Source organism: Pseudomonas sp. ENNP23 (assembly GCF_001728945.1).
GTDB classification, from domain to species: Bacteria; Pseudomonadota; Gammaproteobacteria; order Pseudomonadales; family Pseudomonadaceae; genus Metapseudomonas; species Metapseudomonas otitidis.
Map to the genome: position 1 here is coordinate 1 of NZ_LYSP01000058.1, position 21,949 is coordinate 21,949.

At 65.8% G+C, this 21,949-nt stretch carries 18 protein-coding genes, 1 tRNA gene and 2 pseudogenes; 8 read left to right on the plus strand and 13 right to left on the minus strand.

Annotation, left to right across the window (positions count from 1 at the left end):
* Nucleotides 1-206: 206 nt before the first annotated feature.
* From A9G05_RS23870 to A9G05_RS26855, 3 genes are all read left to right on the plus strand, one after another.
* The gene (locus A9G05_RS23870) at nt 207-1,613 is read left to right on the plus strand and encodes an FAD-binding oxidoreductase (protein ID WP_069563319.1); all 1,407 of its coding nucleotides are present in this window, start codon (nt 207-209) and stop codon (nt 1,611-1,613) included.
* A gap of 78 nt (nt 1,614-1,691) precedes the next feature.
* Nucleotides 1,692-2,924, plus strand: a complete 1,233-nt coding sequence (locus A9G05_RS23875; protein WP_069563320.1) for an aromatic amino acid transport family protein — start codon at nt 1,692-1,694, stop codon at nt 2,922-2,924.
* A 59-nt stretch (nt 2,925-2,983) separates the two neighbouring features.
* Nucleotides 2,984-4,471, plus strand: a complete 1,488-nt coding sequence (locus tag A9G05_RS26855) for a PucR family transcriptional regulator (RefSeq protein ID WP_083272652.1) — start codon at nt 2,984-2,986, stop codon at nt 4,469-4,471.
* Between the two features lie 74 nt (nt 4,472-4,545).
* On the opposite strand, the gene A9G05_RS23890 is transcribed toward A9G05_RS26855, so the two are convergent.
* A tRNA-Arg gene (locus A9G05_RS23890) sits at nt 4,546-4,622 on the minus strand.
* 317 nt (nt 4,623-4,939) lie between these two features.
* On the opposite strand from A9G05_RS23890, the gene gabD reads away from it, so the two are divergent.
* From gabD to A9G05_RS23905, 3 genes are all read left to right on the plus strand, one after another.
* Complete coding sequence (gene gabD / locus A9G05_RS23895; protein WP_069563322.1) at nt 4,940-6,391, plus strand: NADP-dependent succinate-semialdehyde dehydrogenase; 1,452 nt, start codon at nt 4,940-4,942, stop codon at nt 6,389-6,391.
* A 175-nt stretch (nt 6,392-6,566) separates the two neighbouring features.
* Nucleotides 6,567-7,847, plus strand: coding sequence for a 4-aminobutyrate--2-oxoglutarate transaminase (gabT, locus tag A9G05_RS23900; RefSeq protein ID WP_069563343.1), 1,281 nt, complete (start codon nt 6,567-6,569; stop codon nt 7,845-7,847).
* Between the two features lie 200 nt (nt 7,848-8,047).
* On the plus strand, nt 8,048-9,250 hold the full coding sequence (locus A9G05_RS23905; protein WP_069563323.1) for an HDOD domain-containing protein: 1,203 nt from the start codon (nt 8,048-8,050) through the stop codon (nt 9,248-9,250).
* A 258-nt stretch (nt 9,251-9,508) separates the two neighbouring features.
* Here A9G05_RS23905 and A9G05_RS23910 read toward each other — a convergent pair whose 3' ends face one another.
* From A9G05_RS23910 to A9G05_RS23925, 5 genes and pseudogenes are all read right to left on the minus strand, one after another.
* A complete protein-coding gene (locus A9G05_RS23910; protein WP_044401971.1) occupies nt 9,509-9,673 on the minus strand; it encodes a rubredoxin in 165 nt (54 codons plus the stop codon).
* Nucleotides 9,674-9,790: 117 nt separating this feature from the next.
* A pseudogene (locus A9G05_RS23915) lies at nt 9,791-10,190 on the minus strand (fatty acid desaturase); the annotation flags it as partial.
* Nucleotides 10,191-10,238: 48 nt separating this feature from the next.
* Complete coding sequence (locus A9G05_RS28240) at nt 10,239-10,631, minus strand: CZB domain-containing protein (protein WP_371850586.1); 393 nt, start codon at nt 10,629-10,631, stop codon at nt 10,239-10,241.
* Nucleotides 10,632-10,925: pseudogene (locus tag A9G05_RS28245) on the minus strand (methyl-accepting chemotaxis protein); the annotation flags it as partial.
* Between the two features lie 469 nt (nt 10,926-11,394).
* Nucleotides 11,395-12,090: a Crp/Fnr family transcriptional regulator gene (locus tag A9G05_RS23925; RefSeq protein ID WP_069563325.1), complete on the minus strand. Its 696-nt coding sequence runs from the start codon at nt 12,088-12,090 to the stop codon at nt 11,395-11,397.
* Nucleotides 12,091-12,179: 89 nt separating this feature from the next.
* On the opposite strand from A9G05_RS23925, the gene A9G05_RS23930 reads away from it, so the two are divergent.
* A complete protein-coding gene (locus A9G05_RS23930) occupies nt 12,180-12,704 on the plus strand; it encodes a DUF962 domain-containing protein (RefSeq protein ID WP_069563326.1) in 525 nt (174 codons plus the stop codon).
* A gap of 380 nt (nt 12,705-13,084) precedes the next feature.
* Here A9G05_RS23930 and A9G05_RS23935 read toward each other — a convergent pair whose 3' ends face one another.
* The 7 genes from A9G05_RS23935 to dibA form a co-directional block, all read right to left on the minus strand.
* Entirely contained in the window at nt 13,085-13,825 is a 741-nt protein-coding gene (locus A9G05_RS23935) for a hypothetical protein (protein ID WP_069563327.1), read from the minus strand.
* Nucleotides 13,826-14,250: 425 nt separating this feature from the next.
* Nucleotides 14,251-15,240 (minus strand): sulfate/molybdate ABC transporter ATP-binding protein, encoded by a 990-nt coding sequence (locus A9G05_RS23940; RefSeq protein ID WP_069563328.1) that lies wholly within the window; start codon nt 15,238-15,240, stop codon nt 14,251-14,253.
* A gap of 3 nt (nt 15,241-15,243) precedes the next feature.
* Nucleotides 15,244-16,113 (minus strand): sulfate ABC transporter permease subunit CysW, encoded by an 870-nt coding sequence (gene cysW, locus A9G05_RS23945; protein ID WP_069563329.1) that lies wholly within the window; start codon nt 16,111-16,113, stop codon nt 15,244-15,246.
* A 10-nt stretch (nt 16,114-16,123) separates the two neighbouring features.
* The gene (gene cysT, locus A9G05_RS23950) at nt 16,124-16,942 is read right to left on the minus strand and encodes a sulfate ABC transporter permease subunit CysT (RefSeq protein WP_069563330.1); all 819 of its coding nucleotides are present in this window, start codon (nt 16,940-16,942) and stop codon (nt 16,124-16,126) included.
* Nucleotides 16,943-17,079: 137 nt separating this feature from the next.
* Entirely contained in the window at nt 17,080-18,090 is a 1,011-nt protein-coding gene (locus tag A9G05_RS23955; protein ID WP_069563331.1) for a sulfate ABC transporter substrate-binding protein, read from the minus strand.
* Between the two features lie 93 nt (nt 18,091-18,183).
* Nucleotides 18,184-18,363: a sulfur starvation response protein OscA gene (gene oscA, locus A9G05_RS23960; protein WP_069563332.1), complete on the minus strand. Its 180-nt coding sequence runs from the start codon at nt 18,361-18,363 to the stop codon at nt 18,184-18,186.
* 135 nt (nt 18,364-18,498) lie between these two features.
* On the minus strand, nt 18,499-20,439 hold the full coding sequence (gene dibA / locus A9G05_RS23965; protein ID WP_069563333.1) for a phosphodiesterase DibA: 1,941 nt from the start codon (nt 20,437-20,439) through the stop codon (nt 18,499-18,501).
* Nucleotides 20,440-20,622: 183 nt separating this feature from the next.
* Between dibA and desA the strand changes: the two genes are divergently transcribed.
* Complete coding sequence (gene desA / locus A9G05_RS23970) at nt 20,623-21,807, plus strand: delta-9 fatty acid desaturase DesA (protein ID WP_069563334.1); 1,185 nt, start codon at nt 20,623-20,625, stop codon at nt 21,805-21,807.
* The last annotated feature ends 142 nt before the right edge of the window (nt 21,808-21,949 follow it).

Genomic DNA, 21,949 nt, shown 5'->3' on the forward strand with positions numbered 1-21,949 from the left:
GCGTGAAAGAAAAGTCTGCTTAAAATATTCCCAGTCCCGCTTCAAGTGTTTCCGACTCTCCTCCCTTTACGGCACACCCGTCTGGCCGCAGTGGCTTCATACCATCGAACAAACAGGGCGTGAAATTTCCTAAGAACGCCTGATTGTTACTTGGGCGCACCCCCTTGAGACTGGCTCGACTTACCCTTCGAGTCTGGTCCTTCGACATGAAGCTAACGATTACCCCTCCCCTCAAGGCCAGCTATTGGATGGAGTCCATCGAGCATGGCGGGAGCCCGGCCGCTCCTCTGACTGGCAAGCACAAGGTCGATGTCCTCATCATCGGTGGCGGCTTCGTCGGACTTTGGACAGCCCTTTCCATCAAGCAAATGGAGCCCCACGCGCGCGTCATGCTGCTCGAACAGGATGTCTGTGGCGGCGGTGCATCCGGACGCAACGGGGGATTCGTCATGTCTTGGTGGCCCAAGATCGGAACCCTCCTGAGCTTCTGCGACGCCAACCAGGCACGCTTCCTGGGTGAACAGGCCGAGCGTGCCATTTCCGAACTCGGGGAGTTCTGCGAGGAGCACCAGATCGACGCCCATTACCGGCAGGCAGGTTGGTTATGGACCGCCACCACTCCACGACACCTAGATACCTGGAATGCGACGCTGGTTGCCTGTGAACGGTTGGGTGTGAGTCCATTCGAGCGGATCGATGCCGATGAGGTGGCCCGGCGAACAGGCTCCCGCGTGCATCTGGCGGGGGTCTTCGAACGCAGCAACGCCACCGTTCAGCCGGCTCTGCTGGTAAGCGGAATGCGACGGGTAGCGCTGGCGAATGGTGTGGAGATCCACGAGCACACCGGAGTGACCGCCATCAGCCCCGGCGAGCCCGTGGAGGTGAGCACAGCCAGTGCCTGTATCCGGGCGGTCCGCGTCGTGCTTGCCACCAACGCCTGGGCAGCAGCATTGCCCGAACTCGCCAGTGCGATAGTGCCCGTCAACAGCTCCATCGTCGTCACCGAGGCGATTCCCCATCGACTGGCCGAGATCGGCTGGACCGGCGGCGAGGCCATTACCGACTCCCAGTTGATGGTTGACTACTACCGAACCACCCACGACGGTCGCATCGCATTCGGCAAGGGTACCGGAGCCCTCGCATATGGTTCACGGATTGACGCCACCTTCGGCGATCACCCGCCCAGTCTTCGCCTCACCGAGGCCGATCTGCGCCGTACCTATCCCATGCTCAACGACGTCGGCATTACTCACCGCTGGTCCGGCCCGATCGACCGTACCTACGACAGCCTGCCCGTATTCGGCCGGCTCGCCGGGCATACCAACATCCACTACGGCATCGGCTGGAGCGGCAATGGCGTCGGCCCCAGCCGCCTCGGCGGCCGCATCCTCGCCAGCCTGGCCCTGGGGCGAGACGATGCCTGGAGTCGCTGCCCGCTGGTGGAGCGTCGCTGTCGCCGGTTCCCCCCTGAGCCCCTGCGCTACATCGGCGGTTCCCTGGTGCGCAATGCCGTTATGCGGAAGGAGCACGCAGAGCTGAAGGGGGATGAACCTGCCCGCCTCGATCGCTTCCTCGCCCGCTTCGCCCCCGCCGGCCTGGAGGATAAAGGCTGAAGGGCTGTATCCCGCAGCGTGCTGCACCCGAGAGGCCGCTTCACTCCCCCCTGATCCCAATAAAAGAGGACATAACAAATGGGTATCAACCAACGAATCGAAACGGAGTCCGGCCTCGAAGCCCATGCCCTGGGCTCGCTCGAGACCGTCGCCATCATCATCGGCACCAATATCGGCGCAGGCGTGCTTAGCATGGCCTACGCCGCCCGCAAGGTCGGCTACCTGCCGTTGCTCGCCTGCCTCGCCATCACCTGTTTCTTCTGCATCATCACCATGCTCTACGTCGCAGAAGCCTGCCTGCGCACGCGAGGCAACAATCAGCTCAGCGGCCTCGCGCGGCGCTACCTGGGCACGTTCGGAGGCTGGCTGATCTTTCTTGCTGTCGCCGCCAACAGCTATGGCGCACTGGTCGCCTACATGAGCGGCAGCGGCAACATCATGGCCGACTTCTTCGGCCAGTACGGCCTGACTCGCGAGATGGGCAGTCTCGTGTTCTTCCTCCCCTCCGTGCTGGTTCTCTACCTCGGTCTCAAGGCCCTTGGCATCGGAGAAAAGCTCATCAGTGCCGGCATGGTGCTGATCGTTTGCGTACTGATCGCGGCCACCCTTACTCATGCGGACACCCGCATCGCCTACCTGTGGCGGAGTGACTGGCAGTACGTCGTCCCGATCTTCAACCTCGCCGTATTCGTCTTTGGCGCTCAGTTCCTAGTGCCTGAACTGGTGCGCGGTAACCTCACGACGCCCAGGCAACTCCCACGGCTGATCATCATCGGCATGGTCCTCACCTTTATCCTGGTCGCCGCGATACCCGCGTCCGTGATCACCCTGGTCGGGCCCGAAAACCTCAGCGAAGTGGCCACGCTCAGTTGGGGCAGATCCCTGGGGCAGTGGGCCTACTACACCGCCAACACCTTCGCCTTGCTGGCCATGCTGACGTCCTACTGGGGACTGGGTGGCTGCCTGTTCACCAACTTCTTCGACCATTTCCGCCTGGGCAGCGAGCGCAACCGGCGCAAGCGTCTCCTCGTTCTCGCCCTGGTTTCCGTACCGCCTTTCCTGCTGGCCTACTCCGGTATCGGTGGCTTCGTCAACGCCCTCTATTTCGCTGGCACCTTCGGCGGGGTGTTGATGGGCATCATCCCGATCCTGCTGCTCAATGCCGCGCGCCGCTCCGGTGACCAGGCGCCGGCATTCACCTGCGGCTGGTATGCCCATCCCATGATCCAGATCGCGATCATCCTCATCTTCGCCGCGAGTGGCATCTACGCCATCGCCTCCGCACTCGGCATGTTGCCGGCCAGCTGGTGAGGTCCTAACCAGGGCCCCTGGCGATTACACTGGTCGCTCAACCCTGGAGCAATCTGGACATGCCCTTCACCCTGCGAGAGCTCCTCGCCCTACCGGCACTTCGCTCGCGACTGGTGAGCGGAGCTGCCGGTCTTGATCGACCCGTTCGCTGGGCCCACGTCTGCGAACTCCCCGATCCCACCGAATGGCTCGGGGAGGGAGACCTGCTCATGACTACAGGTCTCGGTATCCCCACCACTCCCTCGGAGCAGCGTCGCTACGTCCAACGACTCATGGAGGCCGGCCTGATGATAGGAGAAGACATGCAGGCGCCACCTGACCTTGCAGCGCTGTGCGACGCCGCGGATCAGCTGGGCTTTCCGCTTGTCTTTACCGAGTACGGTGTCCCCTTTGCCGCAGTTACCCGGGCCATCGCCGATGCCGGACGCAGCATCGAGCGCGAACGGCACCTGGCGCTCCAGCGCATCTACGAAACCGCCCGCTTGAGCCTTGGTGGCCTCGGGCTGGCGCCACTCCTGTCCCGGCTGGAAAAGGACGTCGCAGCGGCACTTCACCTGATCGACAGCCGCACCCTTGCGCCTTGGGATGAAGCCTTGCCAGCCCTTGCCGAAAGCGCCCGACTGGCCATCAGGCAAACGCGTGCTGAGGGGCGCACGGGGCTCTTGCCCATGCTGCAGCGTTATCCCCATCCCGATGGCGAGATGCTGGGCATGGCCCTGCCGTCGGAGCCCGACTGCCTGTTGGTCGTCCGCGCCGGCGATTTGCCCGACTACGCGCTGCTGCATCACCTGCTCGCGATTGTGGGAGTCGAACTCGAGCGCGTGCGTGTCGAGAGCGAGCGTCGGCTGCGCCTGGGTTCCGAACTTCTGGATGACCTGCTGAACGGGCGGGCAGCGCCCCATCAAGCCGAGCAGCGCCTGCAGGCCCTCATGCCAGGCTTGCCACTCACGGCGTTGCACCTGTGCATTGCTCGGATGCCCCTCGAAGGCGCTCCAGACAGGGAGGGCATTCTGCAGCGCTGGGGCCAGCACGGACTGCTTCGGATCCAGGGCCATGAGATCGTCCTGCTTCAACCCGCTGAACGGATTAGCGAACTACAGGCCGAGTTGGGCGCAGAGCTGGGAGCGAGCAATCCGGTGGACCGGCCCGAGCGATTTGCCGACGCGCTTTGCGAAGCACGTCTCGCACTTGCGCATGCCAGTCCCCGGCAGCCCCTGAGCCTCTATGCCACCCTGGGGCCGGGGGCGCCCTGGCTGCCCCGCTCCCTGAATGAAGCCGAGGGCACTGCGCGGCAGACGCTCGGCCCATTGCTGGAACAGGAGCGAGCCCAAGGTGCGCCGCTGCTGCACAGCCTGCAGGTCTTTCTGGAAGAGAACCGCTCCTGGCAGGCAACCGCCCGGCGCCTGCATATCCACAAGCAGACCCTGGTGTATCGCATGCGGCGTATCGAAGCGATCACGGGCCGTTCCCTGGACAGCACCGAAGACGTCACCGTCCTCTGGCTCGCCCTGCGGGCGGCCCGCTTCGCGGGGATCGGGCTGCCGTGACGGATGGGCAGGTGCCACTAGGGCGGCAGAAACACAAAGGCCCCCTGAATTTCTCCAGAGGGCCTTTCGTTGTCTGGCGCATCCGGCGGGATTCGAACCCACGACCCCTGCCTTCGGAGGGCAGTACTCTATCCAGCTGAGCTACGGATGCTTGAGAGCGCGCAATCATACCTGCACGTGGCGCAGGAGTCCATTTTGCGTGAAATGTTCTGAATATTGAACGCAAGCCCTGCTCGTAATGGATTTTGCACAGCAAAACCTTGTGGGCACTCATTTTTTTGTCTGTTTTATCGAACGTAGTATTGCCCTTTGAACCCTCTGGCCCTAGCATTCGTTTGAGATTTCAAACGCCCCTTGCACTGCCAAGCCCGGCTGTTGCAATCGACTTCCTTTCCTGGCCAATCCTGGGGTTGGCCGAACAAAAACAACGGACCCCGGCTCCTTGTAACCGGTGCGAAGGAGACAGAGATGCAATTGAAAGATGCCACGCTGTTCCGCCAGAAAGCCTACATCGACGGGGCCTGGCTGGACGCTGACAGCGGCCAGACCATCAAGGTCAACAACCCGGCCACGGGTGAGATCCTGGGTACCGTTCCGAAGATGGGCGCTGCCGAAACCCGCCGTGCCATCGAAGCTGCCGAACGTGCTCTGCCGGCCTGGCGTGCCCTTACCGCCAAGGAGCGTGCGGCCAAGCTGCGTCGCTGGTTCGAGCTGATCATGGCCAACCAGGACGACCTGGGCCGTCTGATGACCCTGGAGCAGGGCAAGCCGCTGGCCGAAGCCAAGGGCGAGATCGCCTACGCCGCCTCCTTCATCGAATGGTTCGCCGAAGAAGCCAAGCGCATCTACGGCGACGTCATCCCCGGCCACCAGCCGGACAAGCGCCTGATCGTCATCAAGCAGCCCATCGGCGTGACCGCGGCCATCACCCCGTGGAACTTCCCCGCTGCGATGATCACCCGCAAGGCCGGCCCGGCCCTGGCTGCCGGTTGCACCATGGTGCTCAAGCCCGCCTCCCAGACCCCGTATTCCGCTCTCGCCCTGGCCGAACTGGCCGAGCGCGCCGGCATTCCCAAAGGCGTGTTCAGCGTCGTCACCGGCAGCGCCGGTGAAGTGGGCAGCGAGCTGACCAGCAACCCCACCGTGCGCAAGCTGTCCTTCACCGGCTCCACCGAGATCGGTCGCCAACTGATGGCCGAATGCGCCCAGGACATCAAGAAGGTGTCCCTGGAGCTGGGTGGCAACGCCCCCTTCATCGTCTTCGACGATGCCGACCTGGATGCCGCCGTCGAAGGTGCACTGATTTCCAAGTACCGCAACAATGGCCAGACCTGCGTCTGTGCCAACCGCCTGTACGTGCAGGACGGCGTGTATGACGCCTTCGTCGAGAAGCTCAAGGCTGCCGTGGCCAAGCTCAACATCGGCAACGGCCTGGAAGAGGGCATCACCACCGGCCCGCTGATCGACGAGAAGGCCGTGGCCAAGGTCCAGGAGCACATCCAGGACGCCGTCAGCAAAGGCGCCAAGGTCGTTTCCGGCGGCAAGCCCCATGCCCTGGGTGGCACCTTCTTCGAGCCGACCATCCTGGTCGACGTACCGAAGAATGCCGCCGTCGCCAAGGAAGAGACCTTCGGCCCGCTGGCCCCGCTGTTCCGCTTCAAGGACGAGGCCGAAGTCATCGCCATGTCCAACGACACCGAGTTCGGCCTGGCCTCCTACTTCTACGCCCGTGACCTGGGCCGCGTGTTCCGCGTGGCCGAGGCGCTGGAATACGGCATGGTGGGCATCAACACCGGCCTGATCTCCAACGAAGTGGCGCCCTTCGGCGGCATCAAGGCTTCCGGCCTGGGTCGCGAAGGCTCCAAGTACGGCATCGAAGACTACCTGGAAATCAAATACCTCTGCCTCGGCGGGATCTGAACCTGATGCAAAGACGGGGCAAGGCGCGAAAGAGCGCGCGGCGCCCCAGCTCCACAACCTGAACCGACGAACCTCCGGCGGGCCTGCGCAGTCGATCATCGAATGCTGCGCAAGCGCCCACCGGAGGTATTCATCCTTGAGACTGCGCCGCCCGATGAGCGGCCGTGAGGAACCCATGAGCAAGACCAACGAATCCCTGCTGCAACGCCGTGCCGCCGCCGTTCCCCGTGGCGTGGGCCAGATCCACCCGGTCGTCGCCGAGCGCGCCGAGAACGCCACCGTCTGGGACGTGGAAGGCCGCGAGTACATCGACTTCGCCGGCGGCATCGCCGTACTGAACACCGGCCACCTGCACCCGAAGGTGATCGCCGCTGTCCAGGAGCAACTGACCAAGCTGTCCCACACCTGCTTCCAGGTGCTGGCCTACGAACCCTACATCGAGCTCTGCGAAGAGATCGCCAAGCGCGTACCGGGTGATTTCGCCAAGAAGACCCTGCTGGTCACCTCCGGCTCCGAAGCCGTCGAGAACGCCGTCAAGATCGCCCGCGCCGCCACCGGCCGTGCCGGCGTCATCGCCTTCACTGGCGCCTACCACGGCCGCACCATGATGACCCTGTCCCTGACCGGCAAGGTGGTTCCGTACTCCGCCGGCATGGGTCTGATGCCCGGTGGCGTGTTCCGTGCCCTGGCTCCGTGCGAACTGCACGGCGTGAGCGAAGACGACTCCATCGCCAGCATCGAGCGCATCTTCAAGAACGACGCCCAGCCCCAGGACATCGCCGCAATCATCATCGAGCCGGTCCAGGGCGAAGGTGGCTTCTACGTCAACTCCAAGGCCTTCATGCAGCGCCTGCGCGCCCTGTGCGACCAGCATGGCATCCTGCTGATCGCTGACGAAGTGCAGACCGGCGCCGGCCGTACCGGCACCTTTTTCGCCACTGAGCAACTGGGCATCACCCCGGACCTGACCACCTTCGCCAAATCCGTCGGCGGCGGCTTCCCCATCTCCGGCGTGTGCGGCAAGGCCGAGATCATGGACGCCATCGCTCCCGGCGGCCTGGGTGGCACCTACGCCGGCAGCCCGATCGCCTGCGCCGCGGCCCTGGCCGTGCTCAAGGTGTTCGACGAAGAGAAACTGCTGGAGCGCAGCCAGGCCGTGGGCGAACGCCTCAAGGCTGGCCTGCGTGAAATCCAGGCCAAGCACAAGGTCATCGGCGACGTCCGCGGCCTCGGCTCCATGGTCGCCATCGAACTGTTCGAAGGCGGCGACGAGAGCAAGCCGGCTGCCGAGCTGGTCGGCAAGATCGTCGCCAAGGCGCGCGACAAGGGCCTGATCCTGCTGTCCTGCGGCACCTACTACAACGTGATCCGCTTCCTGATGCCGGTGACCATCCCCGATGCCCAGCTCGACAAGGGCCTGGCCATCGTCGCCGAGTGCTTCGACGAACTCGCCTGAGGCTCACCAGCCAGGCGTACTTGAGACCCGCTTCGGCGGGTCTTTTTTTGTCCCGGGTCAAGCAGATTTCAACCAATCGGTCAATATGTCATCGGGCCACTACTCAGCCCTTCATCGGCGCTTTAGACTTGTCGCCTTCTTTTTTGCCAACTCCGTCGCACTCCCCCTACGGCTTGCCCGCTGCAGTCCCGAGGTAACCCATGACCGCCCACGCCAAGGTTCCGGAAGTTCTGATTGCCGAGGCAGACCCGTGGACGGCCGACCTGCTCGCCCAACTGGTGCTGGATGTCCGCGCCGACGCCAACCTCGTCCACGTCGCCGACGCGCCCACCGCCCTCGCACGTTGCAAGCGCCGCCTGCCCGATCTGGTGATCGCCGACGGTGAACTGCAGGGCGGCGGCGGCCTGGAGCTGCTGCGCCAGCTGCGTCGCCACCCGCGCACCCCCATGCTGCCGTTCGTGCTCATCAGCGCCCGGGTGGATGCCGGCAGCGTGCGTGCCGTGCTGCCCCTGGCGCCGTCCGCCTACCTGGGCAAGCCCTTCAATGCCGAGAGCTTGCGCCAGCGCCTGTCCAGCCTGCTGCCCGCCGGCGAAGGCCGCGAACCGGCCGCGCCGCTGCTGGTCGCCACCCTGGGGGAATACCTCGACAGCGTGCGCGAGGAAGGGCAGGGCGCCCCCCTGCTCAGCGACGTGCGCGACGCTGTCAGCCGCTGCCTGCAGGCCAGCGACCTCGACCTGCGTGACCTCGACGAAGTCTTCTCCCGCGACCCGCAGATCACCGCCCGGCTGATCGCCGCCGCCAACAGCGCCGCCCAGCACCTGGGCACGCCCTGCCAGACCCTCACCCAGGCCCTGCAGCGCCTGGGCGTGACCCGTGTGCTCAACCTCGTGCTCGGCATGGCCCTGGAACGCAACGCCCGGCTGCGCGACCCGCGCCTGGCCGAGCTGGCCGACATCGCCTGGCGCGAGGCCCAGCGCAGCGCCGAACTGGGCTACTGGATGGCCAGCGAACTCGACCTGGATGCCGAGCTCTGCTACACCGCCGGCCTGCTGCACAACATGGGCGAGCTGGCCCTGCTGCGCAGCCTGCAGGACTGGCAGGACGCCGGCGGCACTCTGGAGGACGACGCCCTGGAAACGGTGGTGCGCAAGCGTGCCGCCAGCTTCGGCTCCGCGCTGCGCATCCGCTGGCGCCTGCCCTTCGGCCTGCGCGAGCTGGTGGCGGCCTTCTACGGCCTGGGAAGCGGCGTGTTCTCCCGCGAGGCGCTGACCATGAACCTCTGCGCCGGCCTCCTGCGCCTGCCCGCCAACGCCGCCCCACGTGACCTTCTGGACGAGCGCTCCGCCCGCCTGCTGCGCCTCGACCCCTCGCTGCTGGATCGCCTGCCCGCCCGCCTCATGTAGGCTGAGGGCCTCCTTGGCTGCCGGGGTGAAGCTGGCCCCTTCCAGCACGGCCGCCGGCACCTGAGGTCATCAAGTCCTGCCAAATCGCGCGGAAGGCCGCATCCAGGTACGCCTCGAAGCGTTCCGGCTCGTGCAGTTGCGGCCGGTGGCGATGTGCATCAGGGGCAGCCGGGGCGTGCGGCTTGAACACCCCGGCACGCCGTAGCGCCGGGGGCGCTGACGACCTCGCCCGGTTCTTTTAGAAGCACCCTGGACGGGTCAGATTTCCTGCATGTCGAAGTCGGCCTTGCCCACGCCGCAATCCGGGCAGACCCAGTCCTCCGGCACATCACCCCAGGCCGTGCCGGCCGGGATGCCTTCCTCGGGCCAGCCCTTGGCTTCGTCGTAGATCAGGCCGCAGACCACGCAGATCCAGGTTTTCATGCCGTTACCTCTTGTCGTTCACGGGGGCAGGAAGCAGGTCGAGGGGCTCGGCCAGCGGGCAGCGATAGTACGTGCGGACGGGGCGCACGGCGGCCCATCCAAGGTTGGGGCGGACGTTCAGGCCGTGTGGGTCTGGAGCGGGCGTTCCTGTTCGCGGGCGCGCCAGCGGTTGGCGCGGGCGAAGGTGCCGAAGTCGTTGAAGCGCACCCCCATCCGGCGCATCACCCGGTGGGCCACCGGCGCGGTCATCTGGCGGATGTAGAGGGCTCCTTCACCACGAAATGGTGGAGCGCATGGGGGCTGCCGAAGTTGAAGCACAACGCCTGCAGCGGCCACAGCCATCAGGGATTGAGCACCTGGGTCTGCTGGATCACGTTGCCCGGCTCCACGTCGCCGTTGCAGTGCATGTTGGAGCTGACGAAGTGCAGGCAGTGGGGCCCACCAACACCACCACCGCGATATCCACAGCCTGCATCACCGCCAGGGTGGTGTCCGACCAGGCCACCGGCATGCCCAGCGAAAGTACACGCTGTGGACAAGGCATCGCCCAGACGCTGCACCTCAGTCAGCGCACCTGGTGGGCCAGTTCGCCCAGCAGGCGGTTCACCTCCTGGCTGCTGCCCTCCATGTCGTTCACCGCCTGCAGCAGGGCCCGGTGGTTGTTCTCAGGCAGTTCGTCCAGCGCGCTTCGCGCCGCCTGATGGACCCGTGCATGGGGCGCGGCGAGCGCCTGGAAGGCACGCAGCGAGCCGTACCGTGCCTGGATCGCCGAAGACTGGTACCACTGGCCCAGCCGGCAATGCTGGTGGTCGCTGAGGTTGGCGTGGTGTTCGCCCTTGAACAGGTGCTGGTAGACCCCCAGCTTGAACAGCAGGTGGTCCAGCTTCATCGCCTCGGTGAAGGCGCTGAGGGCGATGCCCTCGATGAAGCGGTTCATGTGTTCGCCCAACTGCACCATTTCATCCAGCGTCTGTGCCGAGTTGGACACGTTCTCCGACAGGCGCGTCGACTCGCTGGACAGGCTGCCGATGGCCTGGCTGGCGCGGCCGGTTTCCTGGTTGATGCTGTCCACCAACTGGCTGATTTCCTGGGTCGCCTGGCTGGTACGCCCGGCGAGGGCGCGCACTTCATCGGCCACCACGGCGAAGCCACGACCCTGCTCACCGGCCCGTGCGGCCTCGATGGCGGCGTTAAGGGCCAGCAGGTTGGTCTGGTCGGAAATCGCCTTGATCAGGTCGACGATGCGGCTGATCTCCTCCACCCGCTGGCGTAGCAGGTTGACGCTCTCCACACTGCTCACGCCCTGTTCGGCCATGGAGGCCAGGGCGCCAGAGAAACCACCCAGCAGGCTGGAGGTTTCCTGGAACACCCCCTGGTGGCGCTGCAGCTTTTCCACCTCCACCTGCAGTTGTTCGGCCTGGGCAACCACACTGTCGCGGGTGTCCGACAGGGAGTCGGCGAACAGCCCCAGCTTGCCGTGCAGCTCGCCGTGGAGCTGGTGCTGTGCCAGCACGCTCTCCGCCTCCGTATGGCGGGCCTGGCCCTGGCGGCGAAGGGCCTCCAGTTCCTCGCGTAGTTGCTGGTTCTCGCGGGTCAGCTGGTTGACCTGGCTTTCGAGTTCTTCACTGCGTTGACGCCATTTCCCACTGAACATAAGGACTCCGGGAACAGAGAGGACAGGTTCTCAGCTTATCGCCTCGCCGCAGTGACTCTTGAGCCGTTCAGCGCCCGCCGGCCGCGCGCTGGCGCAAGCCGTCCAGATCCAGCAGCTCGATACCGCCGTAGGTGAGGCGCACCAGGCCCAGGGCCTCCAGCTCCTTGAGGATCTGGTTGGTGGTCTGCCGGGAAATGGCCAGCATCTGCGCCAGTTGCTCCTGGGCCAGGTGGATCACCCGGCGCTGGCCGTCCGCCTCGCCGTAGCCCTCGGCGATCAGCAACAGGCGCCGGGTCAGGCGCTGGGGTGCAGGCAACAGGCTCATCTCTTCCAGGGCGATGAACGCCAGGCGCAGCTTCTGACTCATCAGCAGGGCCATGTCGCGCCAGCGGGCCGGGTGCTGTTCCAGCAGGCGCAGCAGCGCCGCCTGGGGCACGTTGAGCAGCTGGCTGGGGCCTTCTGCAAAGGCGTCGTGGGTGCGCGGCTGGCCGTCGAACAGGCAGATCTCGCCGAACCAGTGGGGCGGCTCCACCAGTGCCAGAAGCGCCTCCTTGCCGTTCTCCGTGCTGCCCCCCACGCGGATCGCTCCGCCCAGCACCGCGTACAGGCCGCAGGGGGGATCGCCGCGGCGGAACAGCCGCTGCCCCGCCGCCAGCTCCAGCGGGCGGGCGGCACCCAGCAGGGCCTCGCGGAAGGCCTCCGGCAGGCTGGCGAACCAGTGGCCGGCGAGCAGGCGTTGGTGACAGTCGGAACGTTCGGGCATGGCGGGCTGGGGTTTGTCGGCTAGTTGACAGAGGATAGGCCAGTGCAGGCGCCATTATCGACGCACTGCCCGAACCCGAGGAGACAACAATGAAAACCCTCATCGACCACCTGAGCCAGTACGCCGACTACCACCGTGACCGGCGCAACATCTTCAGCCACTTCATCGGCATTCCCATGATCGTGGTCGCCGTGGCCGTGCTGCTGTCCCGCCCGGGCCTGCCCGTCGCCGGCCTGTGGCTGTCGCCCGCCAGCGTCGTGGCCCTGGCCGCCGTGCTGTTCTACTTCCGCCTCGATGCGCGTTTCGGCGTGATGATGGCCGCGCTGCTCGGCCTCAGCCTCTGGGCCGGTCAGCACCTGGCGGTGCAGTCCACCGCCGTGTGGCTGGGCGCCGGGCTGGGGCTGTTCTTCATCGGTTGGGTCATCCAGTTCATCGGCCACTACTACGAGGGCCGCAAGCCCGCCTTCGTCGACGACCTGATGGGACTGGTGGTGGGCCCGCTGTTCGTGGTGGCGGAACTGGGCTTCATGCTCGGCCTGCGCAAGGAGGTGGAGCGCGCCATCGAGGAACGCTCCGGCCCCACCTGCATCCGCGAGAAAAAGGCCACCGCCTGAGCCGCTCTGTGGATAACCCGCGCCGTGGCTTTCGTAGGGCGGACCACGCTTCATCGGTGCACCAACGGCGCCATCCGCCAGGCCAGTGGTGGACGTAAAAAGCGACGTCCACCCTACGCCCGGCCCACCCCCGTGCCCCTGCGGAAGCGGACTCATCCGCGATTGGGCACAGGCCCGACTGTGGATAACCCGCGCCGTGGCTTTCGTAGGGTGGACCACGCTTCACCGGTCCACCAACGGTGCCACCCGCCAGGCCAGTGGTGGACGTAAAAAGCGACGTCCACCCTACGCCCGGCCCACCCCTATGCCCCTGCGGAAGCGGACTCATCCGCGATTGGGCGCAGGCCCAACTGTGGATAACCCACGCTGCCCCCCGATCCTCATCCGCCTGTCGCCAGCAACTGGGTGCTCATGGAGCGCGCATGGCGGTCCACCATCATCGGTGCGTAGGGGCGACCGGAGGCGCTGACCAGGGTGTTGCTCTGGCTGTTCATGTCAGCCAGCGCGGCCTTGAGGAAGCCCCACCGGGTCTTCAGCTTGCCCACCACCGGGTCCGCCTTGTCCAGGGGCTGGAGCTGGGCGTCGATGGCCGGCAGCAGGGTGCGCTCGTCCTGGCCGATGTAGGTATCGCCGTTCTCCCGGGCAATCTCGAAGGTGCCGATGTAGGCGCGGCTGAGGTACTGCACCGCGAGGTATTCGACCTTGGCCGGCAACTCGCCCTGGGGGGTGTTGCCGGGGGTGGCGCGAGCGGCGATCAGCAGGTCGCGCAGGGACTTGGCCAGCTCCTGAGGGAAGCGCCAGGGCACGTCCTCCTCGCTGTGGCCGTAGGAAACACCCTGCTGCAGTTGGGTAACAAGGGCGCGGTACTTCTGCCCAAGCCCGTCGCTGGGCTGCGGCACCGCCTGGAAGGCGGCATCCAGAGCCTTGAGGTCAGCCTCGAAGCGGGCCTTGTGGGTCTCCTGGAAACCTTCGCCCCGGTACAGCAGCAGGCTGCTGGTGGCGCGGCAGGCGTGGACCTGGACCTGATCGATGGGGGCCAGCTCGGCGGCCAGGGCCATCCCTGCACCGGCAAGGCCCAGCAGCAGTCCGATGAAAGCGCGTGATAGAGCGTGTGAAAGCATCCCGGCGTGCTCCTTTTCTTGTTGTTGTGAGCAGACGAAGGACGGGCCCATGGAGCCCGCCCGGTGCGCGCACAGCCTACTGCGACGCGGGATGGACGGAATTACCCGAAAGAGTGATTTGGTGCCGGCGGGGCGTTCATTCCGACGGTCGAACCAGTTGGCGCAGGCGCTCGGCGCTCTCCGGGTCGGCGGGGAAGTGGCAGGTCTTCGTCATCGCCCAGACACTGGCGTCGGTGCCGTTCGCCGAGTTGCAATACCTGGGGCTGAAGCGCTCGGCCGAGGCGGTCTGTGGATAACCCCCTCGGCAGCCCGTTGCGCGCGGTTTATCGCGAATGAATTTGCTTCCACGAAAGGGCGGGGGCCTGTACCCACGGTCTCGCGCCCATGAGCACGCCCCTCCGCGGAGGGGCGTGTTCGACACCGGCTCAGAGCGAGGACACGGCCTGCCAGGCCTTGGGCTTGAAGAACAGCGTCTCGCCGCGGGCCAGGCCCGCCAGGCTGTCGTGGTCCTTGACCACTTCGGCCTCGATCAGCTCGTCCTGCCCGTCCACCTTCAGGGTGACGCGGGTGATGGCGCCCAGCGGGCGGATGTCGCGTACTTCGGCCGCGCGGTGTTCGTCCACCGCCTGGCGCGACAGGGACACCTCGTGGGGGCGGAACAGCACGTGCTCGTCACTGCCGAGATGGAGGCGGTTGGAGTCGCCGAGGAAGTGGTAGACGAAATCGCTCGCCGGGTTCTCATAGACCTCGCCCGGCGCGCCGATCTGCTCGATCACACCCTTGTTCATCACCACGATGCGGTCGGCCACTTCCATGGCTTCTTCCTGGTCGTGGGTGACGAACACGGAGGTCAGGTTGATCTCCTCGTGCAGGCGCGCCAGCCAGCGGCGCAGCTCCTTGCGCACCTTGGCGTCGAGGGCACCGAAGGGTTCATCCAGCAGCAGGATCTTCGGCTTCACTGCCAGGGCACGGGCCAGGGCGATGCGTTGGCGCTGGCCGCCGGAGAGTTGCTCCGGGTAGCGGTCGGCGAGCCAGTCCAACTGCACCATGTTCAGCAGCTCGTGGACCTTCTCGGCGATCTCCGGCTCGCTGGGGCGTTCGCCCTTGGGTTTCATGCGCAGGCCGAAGGCGACGTTGTCGAACACGCTCATGTGGCGGAACAGGGCGTAGTGCTGGAACACGAAGCCGACGTTGCGATCACGCACGTCGTGCTGGGAGACGTCCTCGCCGTGGAACACGATGTTGCCGGCGTCCGGGGTCTCCAGGCCGGCGATGATGCGCAGCAGGGTGGTCTTGCCGCAGCCGGACGGGCCGAGCAGGGCGACCAGCTCGCCGCTGTGGATGTCCAGGTTGATGGCGTTCAGCGCGCGGAAGGCGTTGAAGTTCTTGCTGACGTTACGGATTTCGATGGACATGGGTTACTCCTCCGCGTCGGCGTGACGCAGGCGGGACAGACGGGCTTCGCTCCACTGCTTGAGCAGCAGGATGAACAGCGCCAGGACCAGCAGCAGGCTGGCGACGCTGAACGCGGCGACGTGGTTGTACTCGTTGTAGAGAATCTCGACGTGCAGGGGCAGGGTGTTGGTGACGCCACGGATGTGGCCGGACACCACCGACACCGCGCCGAACTCGCCCATGGCGCGGGCGGTGCACAGCACCACGCCGTAGATCAGGCCCCATTTGATGTTGGGCAGGGTCACGTGCCAGAACATCTGCCAGCCGTTGGCGCCCAGCAGGCGCGCGGCTTCCTCTTCCTGGGTGCCCTGTTCCTGCATCAGCGGGATCAGCTCGCGGGCGACGAAGGGCACGGTGACGAAGACGGTGGCCAGGACGATGCCGGGCAGGGCGAAGACGATCTGGATGTCATGCTCGCTCAGCCATTCGCCGAAGTAGCCCTGGGCGCCGAACAGCAGGATGTAGATCAGGCCGGCGATCACCGGGGAGACGGAGAAGGGCAGGTCGATCAGGGTGACCAGGATGCTCTTGCCACGGAACTCGAACTTGCTCACGCACCAGGCGGCGGCCACGCCGAACACCAGGTTCAGCGGCACGGAGATACCCACGGCGATCAGCGTCAGCTTCAGGGCGGAGAGGGCGTCCGGTTCGAGGATGGCTTCGAAGAAGGTGCCGAAGCCCTGCTTCAGCGCCTCGCTCAGCACGATGTACAGCGGCAGCAGCAGGAACAGCGCGAACACCAGCCAGGCGGCGGCGATCAGCGCGCGACGACCCCAGACGTTGCCACGGCGGGCAGCGTTGGCGGAGGTGGCGGTCAGGGTAGCGGAACGCATGGCGGCCTCCTCAGGGGGTTTCGATGCGGCGCTGCAGCAGGTTGATCAGCAGCAGCAGGATGAAGGAGACCACCAGCATCAGCACGCCGATGGCGGTGGCGCCGGCGTAGTCGTACTGGTCCAGCTTGACCATGATCAGCAGCGGCAGGATCTCGGTCTTCATCGGCATGTTGCCGGCGATGAAGATCACCGAGCCGTACTCGCCCACGCCCCGGGCGAAGGCCAGGGCGAAACCGGTCAGCCAGGCCGGCAGCAGCGCCGGCAGGAGGACGTGGCGGAACACCTGCAGGGGCCTCGCACCCAGGCAGGCGGCGGCTTCTTCCACCTCGCGGGGGATGTCGGCCAGCACCGGCTGCACCGTGCGCACCACGAAGGGCAGGGTGACGAAGGTCAGCGCCAGGGTGATGCCCAGCGGGGTGTAAGCGATCTTGAAGCCCAGGTCGGTGGCGAACTGGCCGACCAGGCCGGCCGGCGCATACAGCGCGGTGAGGGCGATGCCGGCGACGGCGGTGGGCAGGGCGAAGGGCAGGTCGATCATCGCGTCGATGATCTTGCGCCCGGGGAAGTCGTAGCGCACCAGCACCCAGGCCAGCAGGGTGCCGATCAGGCCGTTGATCACGGCGGCGGCCAGCGCGGCGCCGAAGCTCAGCTTCAAGGCGGCCAGCACCCGGGGTGAACTGACGATGCCCCAGAACTGGGGCCAGCTCAGGTCGAAGGTCCGAAGGAACATGGCACCCAGCGGGATCAGCACCAGCAGGCTGAGGTACACCAGCGTGTAGCCCAGCGTCAGCCCGAAGCCGGGTATGACGGGGGAGATACGTCGAGACATCATCTGTCCTTTTTCTGCGTTGGAACGCTCAAGCCCGATGCCGGCCGTCGCTGGCCCGGGCACGGCAAAGGGAAGCTCGCGCTTCCCCTTGTCCGGGCGGAACTGGAACCCGCCCTTGTTTCTGCTTCAGCGGCGCGTCATTGCGCCTGGTAGATCTGGTCGAAGATGCCGCCGTCGTTGAAGAACTTCGGTTGCGCTTCCTTCCAGCCGTTGAAGTCCTTGTCCACGGTGACCAGCTCCAGTTTCGGGAACTGGTTGGCGAACTCGGCAGCGACCTTCGCGTTGCGCGGGCGGTAGAAGTTCTGCGCGGCGATGCGCTGGCCTTCCTCGCTGTACAGGTACTGCAGGTAGGCTTCGGCGACCTTGCGGGTGCCCTTCTTGTCGACGTTCTTGTCGACCACGGAAACCGGTGGCTCGGCGAGGATCGACAGGCTGGGCGCGATGATCTCGAAGTTCTCGCCACCCTGCTCCTTGAGGGCCAGGAAGGCTTCGTTCTCCCAGGCCAGCAACACGTCGCCGATGTTGTTGTTGACAAAGGTGATGGTCGAACCGCGGGCGCCAGTGTCGAGAACCGGCACGTGCTTGTACAGGGTCTGCACGTATTCCTGGGCCTTGGCGTCGCTGCCGTACTGCTTCTTGGCCCAGGCCCATGCGGCCAGGAAGTTCCAGCGGGCGCCGCCGGAGGTCTTCGGATTCGGGGTGATGACTTCCACGCCTTCTTTGGTCAGGTCGCCCCAGTCCTTGATGCCCTTGGGGTTGCCCTTGCGCACCAGGAACACAATGGTCGAGGTGTAGGGGGTGCTGTTGTCCGGCAGGCGCGCCTGCCAGTTCTCGGGGATCAGCTTGCCCAGCCTCTGAAGCTCGTCGATGTCGCCGGCCAGCGCCAGGGTCACCACGTCGGCCTTGAGGCCGTCGATCACCGCACGGGCCTGCTTGCCCGAGCCACCGTGGGATTGCTGGATCTTCACGTCTTCGCCACCCTGGGCTTTCCAGTGCTTGGCGAAGGCAGCGTTGTAGGCCTGGTACAGCTCACGGGTCGGGTCGTAGGAGACGTTGAGCAGTTCGGTCGCGGCGGCCACAGGGCCGACCACCAGGGTGGAAAGCAGGGCACCGGCCAAGCTGGCCAGGGCGAAACGGCGGATGGACATGGAGGCTCCTCAGAATTCGGTCGTGTCGGCGAGGGTGTTGTCATTGGGCACGGCCGAGCGGCAGCCCTCCGGATGTCCAGTCGGGCGCGTGTCTCAACCGTGCTTGGCCGGTTGCTGCAGGCGGAATTTTTCCTTGCGTTCGATCTGGACCACCTGCCCGTTGTGGACGGTGATCTCGACGGCACCGAACCGCAGGCCGTTCAGTGCATTCTGGATTTCGCGCAGGATGCTGGCCTCGTCCTGCCCGTCGATGCTACGGAGGGTTGCGCTCATGATCGTGCTCCTTGATAAGAGGCCCCGCGTCGATGAACAGGGTTGTTCGCGCGGCGTGGGCGCATTTAAGCAAGGCGTGAATATTCTTAAAAATACTATTTAAGAATTTTTATATAACCTTCTTGCAGGTTGGCGTCAGATCAGCGGAATCTGCTCCGGGTGCTCCTGCGGGTGAGTCACCTGGTACCACTCCGCTTCCAGCTCCGCCGCAGGGCGCGGGCGGTTGAACAGGTAGCCCTGGCCCTGGTCGCAGCCCAGACCCAGCAGCGTCTCGATCTGCTCCTGGCGCTCGATGCCTTCGGCCAGTACCTGCAGGCCCAGGCTGTGGCCGAGGGCAGTCACCGCGCGGGCGATGGCCATGTCGTCCTGGTCCTGGGGCAGGTTGCGCACGAAGCTCTGGTCGATCTTCAGTTTCTGCACCGGCAGGCGCTTGAGGCGCTGCAGGGAGGAATAGCCCGTACCGAAGTCATCGATGGCCAGGCGCACGCCCAGGGCGCAGAGGCGCTGGAGTAGCTCCAGGGCGGTGTCCGGATCTTCCATCACCGCGCTTTCGGTGATTTCCAGCTCCAGGCGCGCCGGCTCCAGGCCGGTTTCCCTGAGCACGCGGGCGACACGGGTGTCCAGCTCGCCGTGGTTGAACAGGCGGCAGGATACGTTCACCGACATGAACGACAGGGTCAGGCCGCGCTCGCTCCAGCTCTGCATCTGACGGCAGGCGCGCTCCAGCACCCAGGCATCGATGGCGCCCACCAGGCCGCTTTCCTCGGCCACCGGGAGGAACTCGCCAGGCGGCACCAGCCCGCGTTGCGGGTGCTCCCAGCGCACCAGGGCCTCGGCCCCCAGCAGGCGGCCGGTGGTCAGGGCGTGGATGGGCTGGTAGTAGACCCGCAGCTCGTCCTGCTCCAGGGCCTGACGCAGGGCGCTGACCAGCTCCACCCGCTGGCGGGCCTGCTCGGTGAGGTCGTGGCTGTAGAAGGCGAAGGTCTCGCGGCCCGCGCTCTTGGCCTTGAACAGGGCCGAATCGGCGTTGCGCAGCACCTGCTCGACATTGGCGGCATCGTCGGGAAAGCGGGTGATGCCCAGGCTGGCGCTCATGAACAGGGCGCGGCCCCCGGATTCGAAGGGCGCCTCCAGGCGCTGCTGGATGCGCCCGGCGAGGTCGGCTGCCTGCTCGGCGCTGCACCGTTCGGCCAGCAGGCCGAACTCGTCGCCCCCCAATCGGGCCAGGGTCATGCCGCCCTCGGCCAGCGGGCCCAGGCGCTCGCCCACGGCCTTGAGCAACTGGTCGCCGACGTTGTGGCCAAGGCTTTCGTTGATGTGTTTGAAGTGGTCCAGGTCCAGCAGCACCACGATCCCCTCGCGGCCTTCCCGGCGGGCCCGCTCCAGGGCGTGCTCCACGCGCTCGGTGAACAGCAGACGGTTGGGCAGGCCGGTCAGCGGGTCGTGGTGGGCGAGGAAGTCCAGCTCGTTCTGCGAGCGCTTGATGGCGCTGATGTCGGAGAACACCGCCACGTAGTGGGTCAGTGCCCCGTCCTCGTCGTGGATGGCGCGGATGTTCTGCCACAGCGGGTAGGTCTCGCCGTTGCGCCGGCGGTTCCAGATCTCCCCGCTCCACTCGTTGCGGTTGGCCAGGGCACTCCACATCGACTGGTAGAACGCGCCATCGTGCCGGCCGGACTTGAAGAGCATCGGCGTGCGGCCGATCACCTCCTCCTCGCTGTAGCCGGTGATGCGGGCGAAGGCCCGGTTGACGTGGACGATGCGCTGCTCCGCATCGGTGACCAGCACCCCTTCCTGGGTGCTGTCGAACACCGCCGCCGCCTGGCGCAGACTGGCGTCCTGCTCCCGGCGCGCCTGCAGGTAGGCCCTCAGGCGGCGCAGGTACAGGCAGATCAGCAGATAGAGGAAAGCGCTGCTGAGCAGCACGAAGAACAGGCCCTTCGCCGATTGCAGCAGGTCGCGCTGGGCATCGCCGAGCGGTAGCTGGCGCAGCAGGCGATCACTGAAGATGACCCACAGGCAGGACAGCAGGAAATAGGGCAGCACCACGCGCATGGCGCTGAATCGGGCTCTCATGGGGGGGTCGGGGCCGTGTCGGATTTGTGATCGGTTGCGCATTATAGATGAACGCGCATTCATCTCTTTCTTATCTAAAGAACAGGATGGTTTTCTCACGAAGCATGGGGATAATGGGGCCGTTTGTCCGACAAATCATCGCGGGCAGATCTCGTTCCTTCTTCCCCCGAGGTTATGCACCCCATGTGGTACAACGGTTTTCTCGACCTGTCGGCCTGGCAGCTCGTGGCAGTCACCCTGGTGATGACCCACATCACCATCGTCAGCGTCACGGTCTACCTGCATCGCTACTCCGCCCATCGTTCCCTCGAACTCCACCCGGCCCTCAAGCACTTCTTCCGGTTCTGGCTGTGGCTGACCACCGCCATGAACACCCGTGAATGGACGGCCATCCACCGCAAGCACCACGCCAAGTGCGAAACCGCGGACGATCCCCACAGCCCCGTGCACAAGGGCCTTGCCACCGTGTTGCGGCGCGGTGCGGAACTCTACCGTGAAGAGGCCCGCAACGAGGAGACCCTGCGCATCTACGGCAAGAACTGCCCCGATGACTGGCTCGAACGCAACGTCTACTCGCGCTACCCCATCGGCGGCGTGACCCTGATGGCGATCATCGACCTGGCGCTGTTCGGCGTCGCCGGCATGACCGTCTGGGCCGTACAGATGATGTGGATCCCCGTCTGGGCCGCCGGCGTCATCAATGGCCTCGGCCACGCCATCGGCTACCGCAACTTCGAATGCCGCGACGCCGCTACCAACCTAGTGCCCTGGGGCATCCTCATCGGCGGCGAAGAGCTGCACAACAACCACCACACCTACCCCAACTCCGCCAAGCTCTCGGTGAAGAAGTGGGAGTTCGACCTGGGCTGGGCCTGGATCAAGCTGTTCAGCCTGTTCGGCCTGGCCAAGGTGCAGCGCGTGGCGCCCATCGCCCACCAGGTCGCCGGCAAGGGCAACCTGGACATGGACACCGCCATGGCCATCCTCAACAACCGCTTCCAGATCATGGCCCAATACCGCCGCCTGGTGATCGCCCCGCTGGTGAAGCAGGAGCTGGCCAAGGCCGACGAGTCGGTCCGCCACCTGTTCCGCCGCGCCAAGCGCCTGCTCTCCCGCGAGACCAGCCTGCTGGACGACGGCCACCACGCCCGCATCGCCGCCATGCTGGAGCAGAGCCAGGCCCTGCGCACCATCTACGAGAAGCGCCTGGCCCTGCAGCACATCTGGGCCAAGACCAGCGCCAACGGCCACGAGATGCTCGAAGCCATCAAGCAGTGGGTACACGAGGCCGAGGCCAGCGGCATCCAGTCCCTGCGGGACTTCGCCGAGCAGCTCAAGACCTACTCGCTGCGCCCGGCGACTGCCTGAGGTCCAGCGGGTTACGGAAAGGCCGGCACATGCCGGCCTTTTTCATGCCCGCGCATCACGCCACCCAGCCGTCCACCCAACGAGCGCGCAAAAAAAACCGCCCGGGGAGGGGCGGCTGGAACAGGACACCGGGCGGGTTAGG

What these genes read in the sequence shown, in the direction of transcription:
- A9G05_RS28240 (WP_371850586.1), bottom strand. Translation starts at nt 10,631, where the DNA reads ATGGTGCAGTTGGGCGAACACATGAACCGCTTCATCGAGGGCATCGCC.
- cysT (WP_069563330.1), bottom strand. Translation starts at nt 16,942, where the DNA reads ATGTCTCGACGTATCTCCCCCGTCATACCCGGCTTCGGGCTGACGCTG.
- gabT (WP_069563343.1), top strand. Translation starts at nt 6,567, where the DNA reads ATGAGCAAGACCAACGAATCCCTGCTGCAACGCCGTGCCGCCGCCGTT.
- A9G05_RS26855 (WP_083272652.1), top strand. Translation starts at nt 2,984, where the DNA reads ATGCCCTTCACCCTGCGAGAGCTCCTCGCCCTACCGGCACTTCGCTCG.
- A9G05_RS23940 (WP_069563328.1), bottom strand. Translation starts at nt 15,240, where the DNA reads ATGTCCATCGAAATCCGTAACGTCAGCAAGAACTTCAACGCCTTCCGC.
- A9G05_RS23910 (WP_044401971.1), bottom strand. Translation starts at nt 9,673, where the DNA reads ATGAAAACCTGGATCTGCGTGGTCTGCGGCCTGATCTACGACGAAGCC.
- A9G05_RS23935 (WP_069563327.1), bottom strand. Translation starts at nt 13,825, where the DNA reads ATGCTTTCACACGCTCTATCACGCGCTTTCATCGGACTGCTGCTGGGC.
- gabD (WP_069563322.1), top strand. Translation starts at nt 4,940, where the DNA reads ATGCAATTGAAAGATGCCACGCTGTTCCGCCAGAAAGCCTACATCGAC.
- A9G05_RS23875 (WP_069563320.1), top strand. Translation starts at nt 1,692, where the DNA reads ATGGGTATCAACCAACGAATCGAAACGGAGTCCGGCCTCGAAGCCCAT.
- A9G05_RS23955 (WP_069563331.1), bottom strand. Translation starts at nt 18,090, where the DNA reads ATGTCCATCCGCCGTTTCGCCCTGGCCAGCTTGGCCGGTGCCCTGCTT.
- desA (WP_069563334.1), top strand. Translation starts at nt 20,623, where the DNA reads ATGTGGTACAACGGTTTTCTCGACCTGTCGGCCTGGCAGCTCGTGGCA.
- A9G05_RS23870 (WP_069563319.1), top strand. Translation starts at nt 207, where the DNA reads ATGAAGCTAACGATTACCCCTCCCCTCAAGGCCAGCTATTGGATGGAG.
- A9G05_RS23905 (WP_069563323.1), top strand. Translation starts at nt 8,048, where the DNA reads ATGACCGCCCACGCCAAGGTTCCGGAAGTTCTGATTGCCGAGGCAGAC.
- cysW (WP_069563329.1), bottom strand. Translation starts at nt 16,113, where the DNA reads ATGCGTTCCGCTACCCTGACCGCCACCTCCGCCAACGCTGCCCGCCGT.
- A9G05_RS23930 (WP_069563326.1), top strand. Translation starts at nt 12,180, where the DNA reads ATGAAAACCCTCATCGACCACCTGAGCCAGTACGCCGACTACCACCGT.
- A9G05_RS23925 (WP_069563325.1), bottom strand. Translation starts at nt 12,090, where the DNA reads ATGCCCGAACGTTCCGACTGTCACCAACGCCTGCTCGCCGGCCACTGG.
- oscA (WP_069563332.1), bottom strand. Translation starts at nt 18,363, where the DNA reads ATGAGCGCAACCCTCCGTAGCATCGACGGGCAGGACGAGGCCAGCATC.
- dibA (WP_069563333.1), bottom strand. Translation starts at nt 20,439, where the DNA reads ATGAGAGCCCGATTCAGCGCCATGCGCGTGGTGCTGCCCTATTTCCTG.